Raw genomic sequence first — 3,647 nt, 5'->3', positions numbered from 1 at the left:
GTTGGCAATAACAAAAGAATGTGCATTCCCGGTTTCAAGGATCTGTTTGGAGACTTCCATTAGCTTTGCCAATCTCCGTTCTTTAGTTTTTGTAAATTCCGACATCGAGCTCTATTTGATAAAAAACACCCAAAATTCTTCTTCTGCCTTTTGATTCAGCCAATGCTTGTAATCCATGCTCAACGATTTGTCGATCAATGGTGCCGGAATAAAAGGTGCTATAACTTTCAGAATCTCCCGCTCATTCAGTTTTTTAATGGCCGACAGAACTTCATGAACCGGTTGTTCTCCGGCATTCAACATCTCCCGGATGTCAATAGTTTCCACTATATTGTCTTCGTTAAACCATTCCGGTTGTTCTGTTTTATACTGAATACTTTCATCGCTGTCAGCATCTACCTGAGTCTGGCCAACTTCGTTTCTCAATTCATTAATCAGATCCTCCACTTTCACCCCCCCAATAGTAGCTGCCTGGCTTAAAGTTGTAATCTTGGTAATGGTTTTTCGTAAAACCGGATTCCGAAGTTTCTTAAAAGGCGGTGCCGCACGAATCAGCACATCTTCAAGCTGTGGATAGGCTTCCAGCAAATCGAATATTTTCGTTTTTGGTGTAATGATCAGTTTTTCCATCTCCTATTCATTTTCATCGGTATATGATAAGATCCTGCGCTCGCCCTCCAGGCTTCTGTTTTCAGAAAGATCCTGCGAGACTTCCAGAGTACCCAGGTATTTGCCATCCTCGTCGCGCAATGCGAAGTATTCAATTTTAATGAATTTGCCTTTCATTTGTATCCAGAAAGGTGCGTGCGAAGCTTTTCCTGACTTAAAGTCTTCAATTATCTTCTCAACAATATGTGTACTTCCCGGAGGATGACACAAACGTACATCGCGGTTAATTATGGATCGGCTGCGGGCAAAAATTCGTTCTTTTCCCTGCGTAAAATATTTCACTTTATCGTTTCTGTCCACAAAAGTCATATCGAAGGGAACCGAATTCAAAATGGCTTTAATTTCCTCCGCCGAAAAACTCCCCGATGGCAACTGAATATTTCCATCGGAATTAACATTACTTTCAGTAGCTTCGTCAGTGAGTCCCTCGGGTTTCCACTCTACTTTTGGGTCATAGAGCGAAAAGCCGTATTCCAGTGTTTGTTTATGAATATTCCACCAATCTTCGGTAGTAAGCACATCCATAGCCATGGGAAACAAAATTTCTTCTTCCTTTTGAATCATATCAACCAATCCCTGCAGCGCCACATAAAACAATATTTCGAGTGCATCAAAAAGATCTTCGAATTTAAGTTCCGGAGTTTTCAGAATAGTAATACAGGCTTTCAGTTGTTCTCTGATTTCATCGTGTTTACCCCACATTACCTTTGGTGGCCCCGTGATTTCATTTTTTTCGAGATAAGGAAATACCAAATACTCTTTTCGCTGATAGTGCTTATCAACGTCCATCAGTTGGTTAAAAAGGCTTTCAAGTTGCTGCGCATAAGTTTTAAATTCAGTTTTATCCACATTCGGCAACTCATCGAGCTGGTGTTTCGCCTGTTCAGCCACCTTCCGTAACTCAACATTCTCCTGCTGAAACACATCAACAGGGTGTCCTTCAGGAATGGTCTTTGCCCCCGACAAATCAACATTCCCTTCAAGAACAGAACCGTGTACATCACAAAGTTTCAGAACTTCCTCTTCCGGTAAGCCTTCCTGCATGAGTTCCTGCTCAACTTCTACGACTTCGCCGTATGGAATATTTTTTAGTGATTCCACCAGTTCTTTCCGAACACTATCAGCCGATTCTCCCTGATGCAGTTTTAAAATCAATTGCTTCAGTTGTTCCTTTCTGTACTTCGAATTGTTAATTAGTTCACTCATATAATTTTGAGATTAGATGTATATTAAATTTAGGAAATATTAAATAAATCCTTACTACGGAATTTGATGATTCTTAGTTTTTGTAACAATTCCGGCAAACTCAGTCGCCTGATATAAACATGCATATTCGCACTTTTGTTCCTGGTTTCTCTTGGTAGGCTACAGATTAAGGGATCTGCATTAGCTATTGCTGCCATGAAGAATAACATAACTTTTGTTACTAATTCATACGAAATTTACTGTGTTTTTATCCATACTAGTGATTATAACTTATCCATTGTATAATTCGATATCAATTATCAGCAACTTAACACTTAAGATCAATTATTTCCGATTTTTATAGAACGTACCACCAAGAACTAAAGCGGCCGAAATAATCATTAAATTTTTAATGATATATTGTCCTTCTAAAGTTGGCATTAAAAAATTCCCATTTTGATATGTAACTTGAGGTAATAAAAACAAAGGCATAAAAGTTCCAAACATTTGTAGAAAAAGCAATGCAATCGCAATTTTTGTGGTTTTTTTGAAAAGGAAAGTAACTCCAATAATAACTTCCCAACACCCAATCACAATTAACCAAAAAGCGGGAGTACCAATTGGCAACCAAACCACAGTTGCTTTTAATAAACCTTCAGCTGATGATAAACCCAATGTCTTCAATACACCAAACCATATAAATATTATTCCAAATGAGATTCGAATGGCAGGAATACTCCATGCACTCATCCATTTCGCTATATTCTTGTCAAATTGAACAATTTCTTCTTTCATGATAACTATTTGGTTAATTCAGGTGTTGTACTAATAACAATTCCAGTAACTTAAATTTCGAATCCTTATCGCCTTCTGTTCTTGTGAAAAAATTTTACTGCATAATGTGTTGACGGTGCTGTATTTAAATACATGAATTCAATACTTAGTTATTGCAGTTTTCCATTTCTACAATATGGTACCCTGCACTATTTAGGTCCGCGAGCATATTGTCGTTCGCTTTTTCTATGTGGCAGAACTTGCATTCTTTTGATGTAAGTTCTGCCGATTTAATATTCTTTTCTTTAAGATATTCCATACCATAAGTGTATATCATCTCTTCATTCTTCATATCCTCAGGCACAATGATGTCAAAATGCATCTTTTCGCCATCTGCACGTTTTACGTATGTATCCCAAACAGCTACTTTCATTTTTCTACTTCAATTTTAATTATTCCTGTGGGGCAATTCTCAACAGCTTCCTTTATTTCGCCCTCATACTTATCATAATCAAGCCCCGGTACTACAATCATTTTTTCGAAGACTTTAAATACCTGTGGGGCAAAAGCATGGCAAATCTTGCAAGCAATACATGTATTTACGGTATCATCTCTCCATACTCTTTTTATACCCATAATCAATCATCATAACCTGCCTGACAGGATAAACAAGCATTCGCATAAGCCTCATACGCGTCATATGCAGGACCGATCTTCCCGTTAATGGTAATTATCCGATCTAATCTTACATTCTTGTCATTCACGATCTCCATAAATTCTCCATGGTCCTTTTTATCAATTCCTTTGAAGCTTCCGTTTGACTCTTCCAGTATTTGATCCACTCCAAAATAAATAACCCTGACATCTCGATGAAGTAGGAGTTCCATCACGTCATAAAAGTCTGGGCTAACAGGCAAATACTTAGCCAATGTTTCCATATCTTAAGTTTTTATACATTCTTTTATAATCGTATCTACATGTATCTGTGTTGTATTCAGAAAAGGAATATCAAGATATCT

At 37.6% G+C, this 3,647-nt stretch carries 6 protein-coding genes; all 6 read right to left on the bottom strand.

From position 1 onward, the window contains the following. Positions 1 to 111: 111 nt before the first annotated feature. The 6 genes from ABZB17_RS21520 to ABZB17_RS21495 all read right to left on the bottom strand — a co-directional run bounded on the left by ABZB17_RS21520 (position 112) and on the right by ABZB17_RS21495 (position 3,566). On the bottom strand, positions 112 to 630 hold the full coding sequence (locus tag ABZB17_RS21520; RefSeq protein WP_372653545.1) for a DUF1858 domain-containing protein: 519 nt from the start codon (positions 628 to 630) through the stop codon (positions 112 to 114). Between the two features lie 3 nt (positions 631 to 633). Beyond that, positions 634 to 1,875, bottom strand: coding sequence for a DUF438 domain-containing protein (locus ABZB17_RS21515; protein WP_372653542.1), 1,242 nt, complete (start codon positions 1,873 to 1,875; stop codon positions 634 to 636). 324 nt (positions 1,876 to 2,199) lie between these two features. After that, on the bottom strand, positions 2,200 to 2,649 hold the full coding sequence (locus ABZB17_RS21510) for a hypothetical protein (RefSeq protein WP_372653541.1): 450 nt from the start codon (positions 2,647 to 2,649) through the stop codon (positions 2,200 to 2,202). 145 nt (positions 2,650 to 2,794) lie between these two features. After that, positions 2,795 to 3,061, bottom strand: coding sequence for a DUF2024 family protein (locus ABZB17_RS21505; protein WP_297095769.1), 267 nt, complete (start codon positions 3,059 to 3,061; stop codon positions 2,795 to 2,797). Beyond that, positions 3,058 to 3,264: a ferredoxin gene (locus ABZB17_RS21500; protein WP_367270453.1), complete on the bottom strand. Its 207-nt coding sequence runs from the start codon at positions 3,262 to 3,264 to the stop codon at positions 3,058 to 3,060. The genes ABZB17_RS21505 and ABZB17_RS21500 overlap by 4 nt, the downstream gene beginning before the upstream one ends. Before the next feature lie 2 nt (positions 3,265 to 3,266). Further along, the gene (locus ABZB17_RS21495; protein ID WP_372653537.1) at positions 3,267 to 3,566 is read right to left on the bottom strand and encodes a hypothetical protein; all 300 of its coding nucleotides are present in this window, start codon (positions 3,564 to 3,566) and stop codon (positions 3,267 to 3,269) included. Positions 3,567 to 3,647 lie beyond the last annotated feature (81 nt).

Source organism: Draconibacterium sp., assembly GCF_041583095.1.
Classification (GTDB): Bacteria; Bacteroidota; Bacteroidia; order Bacteroidales; family Prolixibacteraceae; genus Draconibacterium.
Note: the sequence above shows the minus strand (reverse complement) of the source record. Positions and strands in the feature narration are given on the sequence as shown.

Bases quoted from the DNA above. Each gene is read 5' to 3' on its own strand.
- ABZB17_RS21505 (WP_297095769.1), bottom strand. From the start codon at position 3,061: ATGAAAGTAGCTGTTTGGGATACATACGTAAAACGTGCAGATGGCGAA.
- ABZB17_RS21495 (WP_372653537.1), bottom strand. From the start codon at position 3,566: ATGGAAACATTGGCTAAGTATTTGCCTGTTAGCCCAGACTTTTATGAC.
- ABZB17_RS21510 (WP_372653541.1), bottom strand. From the start codon at position 2,649: ATGAAAGAAGAAATTGTTCAATTTGACAAGAATATAGCGAAATGGATG.
- ABZB17_RS21515 (WP_372653542.1), bottom strand. From the start codon at position 1,875: ATGAGTGAACTAATTAACAATTCGAAGTACAGAAAGGAACAACTGAAG.
- ABZB17_RS21520 (WP_372653545.1), bottom strand. From the start codon at position 630: ATGGAAAAACTGATCATTACACCAAAAACGAAAATATTCGATTTGCTG.
- ABZB17_RS21500 (WP_367270453.1), bottom strand. From the start codon at position 3,264: ATGGGTATAAAAAGAGTATGGAGAGATGATACCGTAAATACATGTATT.